A 3,682-nucleotide genomic window follows, 5' to 3' on the forward strand; every position below is an offset into this window, starting at 1 on the left:
TATCAAATTAGATACAGATGAGCCTGAGTTGTATAAAAATATGGAATCAGTTTATGTCGAATTCGGCACAAATCTGGTTCCATTTTTTATTGAAAAAAGTTCGCTACACAAAGGAAATCAGTTGCGTGTACAATTTGAAGATGTATACTCTGAAGAAGAAGCTGATGCTATTTTAAAATGTGGTATTTATTTACCACTAGATTTATTACCAAAGTTAGAGGGAGATAAATTTTATTTTCACGAAGTAATTGGTTTTACCATTATTGATACCAATTTTGGTGAAGTTGGACAAATAGTTCACATAAACGACAAAGCTGCACAACCACTTTTTGAAATTGATAGGGAAGGGAAAGAAATTTTTATACCTATGATTGATGATTTTATTAAAAAAGTGGATAGAGAAAACAAAACTATTAAGGTTGAAACACCTGAGGGTTTGATTGAGTTGTATCTTTAGTTCTGAAATGGATTTAGAATCTTTAGTGAAATAAAGAGTAATAATTAGATGATGCTCAATCAAGTTTAGCATTAAAAAGAGAGGTGTCTGAGTGGTCGAAAGAGCTACCCTGGAAAGGTAGTATATGGGTAACTGTATCGAGGGTTCGAATCCCTTCCTCTCTGCAAAAAATATTAAATAACTACAAAAGCCTGTAAACATTATGTTTAAAGGCTTTTTTTTATAAAAAATTGTCTAGAATCTCTTCAAGAATAGAAATAGGTAGTATTTTTTTTTTACTTCTTTTGCTTTAATAATTGGTTGATATTTCAATACAGGTTGATAAGCGGTCTTTGGCCTTTGTTTGTTTGTAATTTGGGAATTTGTTAAGTTTCAATTAGTTTTATTTAAGTTACCAATATTTATGATTCTGGATATCTTTTAGTTTTGATAAAAATTGAATTTCACTTGGGTGATAAAAAGCCTGATCTATAAGATTTAAATTTTTGTCAATCAAAATATATCTAGGTATAGATTTTAATTCTATGAATTTCAAGAATGACTTTCCATCAGTACTATCCTCATCCAGCCAATAAGTATATAATTGTTTTAACTCTTCAGTTTTTGATTTCCATTTTTTCTTGTCTTTTGGCTTATCTAAAGAAATACTTATAACTTTTACATTTTTTGGAAAGTCCATTTTATTCATAAGTTTGACTCCTCCAATACAAGGAGCACACCAAGTTGCCCAAAAATCAATTAAATAATAATTTGAAGAATGCTTTTTTATTATTTCTTCTATTGAGTTTTCATTATCTTTTACATCAAATAAAGTTATTTTTTTCACATATTTTTTGAACTTAGTATTATTTATTGGCATAATTTGTTTTTTTATAAATAATGAATCTTTTTTATATAAATCTGTATTTTTAAACCAATTTAAAGCTTCTTTATATTTACTTTTCCCTTTATTATCTTCGATTTTTAGGAACTGCAAATGACCAATAGCTAAAATTTCAATATATTTTTCAGAAAATTCTTTCTTGTTTAATTTACTATAATCAAAAAGATGAAGTCTATTTTTTGTATAATTATAGGTCAAAGAACTAAAGACTTTAGAACCAGTAATTTTTTTTAAGTTCTTAACAAAACTATCTACCTTATTATTCGTTGCATCAATTTTTTGAAGATATTCGTAAAATTTAATTTTATTAATACTTTCTATATCCCTAAAATTAAAAATAGCTTTGTTGTATTTAAAAACAGAGTCTAATTTTTTTTTAGCTAATAAATAATCTTTTTGTATTTTTATGTTATCAATATTTAATTCAATATATGATTCATATAGTTTATTTATATTTCTAACATTATCATTAAAAAAATACTTATTTGTATTGTAAACTAATTTTAAAGTATCTAAATCATTATCAACATAAAATCTTTGTTCTATTTTATTAAAATTTTTATTATCATATACTAGTACCTTATACGATAAGATAAAATTATCATGAAATCGTTTGATGGACTTATAGATTACTTTTTTTTCAGGACTATTGTTTATAAATCCTAAAGGAATAAAATTAAGGTAATTATCTCGGTAATATAAGTCAATAATTCCTTTACCTGTAAATTTCACACTAAGTATAATACTATCTTTTGTTTTTTCTTCAAAAGAACTACCTTTTTTTATTGTTTGTGATTTATTGTTGCATGAGAATAATATAGATACAAAAAGTAGCAGTAAGAAAATATTCTTACTGCTTTTAATCATTTTTACGAATGATAATAATTTATTGTCCAAAACCATCATGTGAACAATCATAAAAACATCTATCTACCGGATTATCCCCACTTAGTTCTTGTCCACAAGCAATTTGAGCATAATACTCCTGTGAATATCCATCAGAAGGTAGATTCCAAATTCTTTGAGGTTCACTTCTTACACCATTTGTAAAAGTGACAATTTTACAAGAATTCATACCCCCATTAACCTGTTTTTGCTGTTTTTTGTCGAGTACAGTAACTCCGTCTAAATTTAAAATGTTATTTAACATAGTATTAAAATTTAAAATTAATTTGCCGTGAACATTTAAAGACACTCATAGTTTGTGTCTATTCTTCGCGAGAGAATGTTATTATTAATTCTTACCAATATTTATGGTTTTTAATGTCTTTTAATTTAGCTAAAAACTGCATCTCATTTGGATGATAAAAAGCTTGATCTATAAGGTTTAAATTTCTGTCTATTAAAATGTATCTTGGTATAGATTGTAATTCTATAAATTGTAAAAAAGACTTCCCCTCATTGCTCTTTTCATCTAACCAATAGGTGTATTGTTGCTTTAATTCTTTTGTTTTTTGCTTCCATTTTTCAATATCTTTCTCTTTATCTAAAGAAATACTTATAACTTCTATATTTTTAGGAAAGTCCATTTTATTCATAATTTTAACTCCTCCTATACAGGGTGCGCACCAAGTTGCCCAAAAATCAATTAGAAAGTATTTAGATGAAATACTATAAATAATTTCTGAAAATGTATTTGTTTTTAACTTTATATCTAAAATTTTTAATTTTTTAATCTTTTTCTTAAATACTTCGCTATCAATTGGGGTAAGTTTTTTATCAATAGAACCTCTGTTTTCTTTATAAAAGTCAGTGGTTTTTAACCATTTTATTGCTTCAATGTATCTATTATCTCCTATATTACCTTCATTTTTTAAAAAATTGAACATTGAAATTGATAGGTATCTTAAAAATTCTTTGTCTTTATTATTATTTAAAATTGAAAAGTCAATTTTCAAAAAATTCCTTCTGATATAGGAGTATAACAGGTCGTTAAGAGCGTTACTAACAATCGGTTTATCGATATTTTCTATGTAGTGTTTAACTTTATTATCATTTCTATTTGGCAATAAACTTATATAAAAAACTTTATTAAGCTCTGCCAATATTACTTTGTTCTCTTTTTCATACTTTTCTTTAAAATAAAAGTAAACTCGGTGTAAAGTATCTTTGTCTTTTGTTTTTTTCAAAAACAACTTTAATGAATCATATTTTTTATGAATCTCGTCAACAATTATAGACTTATTCTTATCTATCAATTTTAAATCTTTATTTTTTTTTAGTTGAAAATTTAAATTATTCAATTTTTCATCTATTAGATAAAAATGCTTAAAATGATTTTGAACTCTACCTTTATTCATAACAACCATACCAAACCGTAAAACTTGTTTATTATGTTCTCT

At 25.2% G+C, this 3,682-nt stretch carries 4 protein-coding genes and 1 tRNA gene; 2 read left to right on the forward strand and 3 right to left on the reverse strand.

Translation table 11 applies throughout. The features are described 5' to 3' along the window. On the forward strand, positions 1-457 hold a 457-nt coding region (rimM, locus tag ACTG3S_RS13985), incomplete at its 5' end, for a ribosome maturation factor RimM (protein ID WP_439129950.1). Positions 458-534: 77 nt separating this feature from the next. Then, positions 535-621 (forward strand) — tRNA-Ser (locus tag ACTG3S_RS13990). A gap of 227 nt (positions 622-848) precedes the next feature. On the opposite strand, the gene ACTG3S_RS13995 is transcribed toward ACTG3S_RS13990, so the two are convergent. From ACTG3S_RS13995 to ACTG3S_RS14005, 3 genes are all read right to left on the reverse strand, one after another. Continuing rightward, complete coding sequence (locus ACTG3S_RS13995) at positions 849-2,207, reverse strand: TlpA family protein disulfide reductase (RefSeq protein WP_439129951.1); 1,359 nt, start codon at positions 2,205-2,207, stop codon at positions 849-851. Between the two features lie 19 nt (positions 2,208-2,226). After that, a complete protein-coding gene (locus tag ACTG3S_RS14000; protein WP_439129952.1) occupies positions 2,227-2,490 on the reverse strand; it encodes a hypothetical protein in 264 nt (87 codons plus the stop codon). A 91-nt stretch (positions 2,491-2,581) separates the two neighbouring features. Further along, the coding region (locus ACTG3S_RS14005; RefSeq protein WP_439129953.1) for a TlpA family protein disulfide reductase at positions 2,582-3,682 on the reverse strand (1,101 nt) is incomplete at its 5' end.

Source organism: Polaribacter sp. (genome assembly GCF_965656025.1).
Lineage (GTDB): Bacteria > Bacteroidota > Bacteroidia > Flavobacteriales > Flavobacteriaceae > Polaribacter.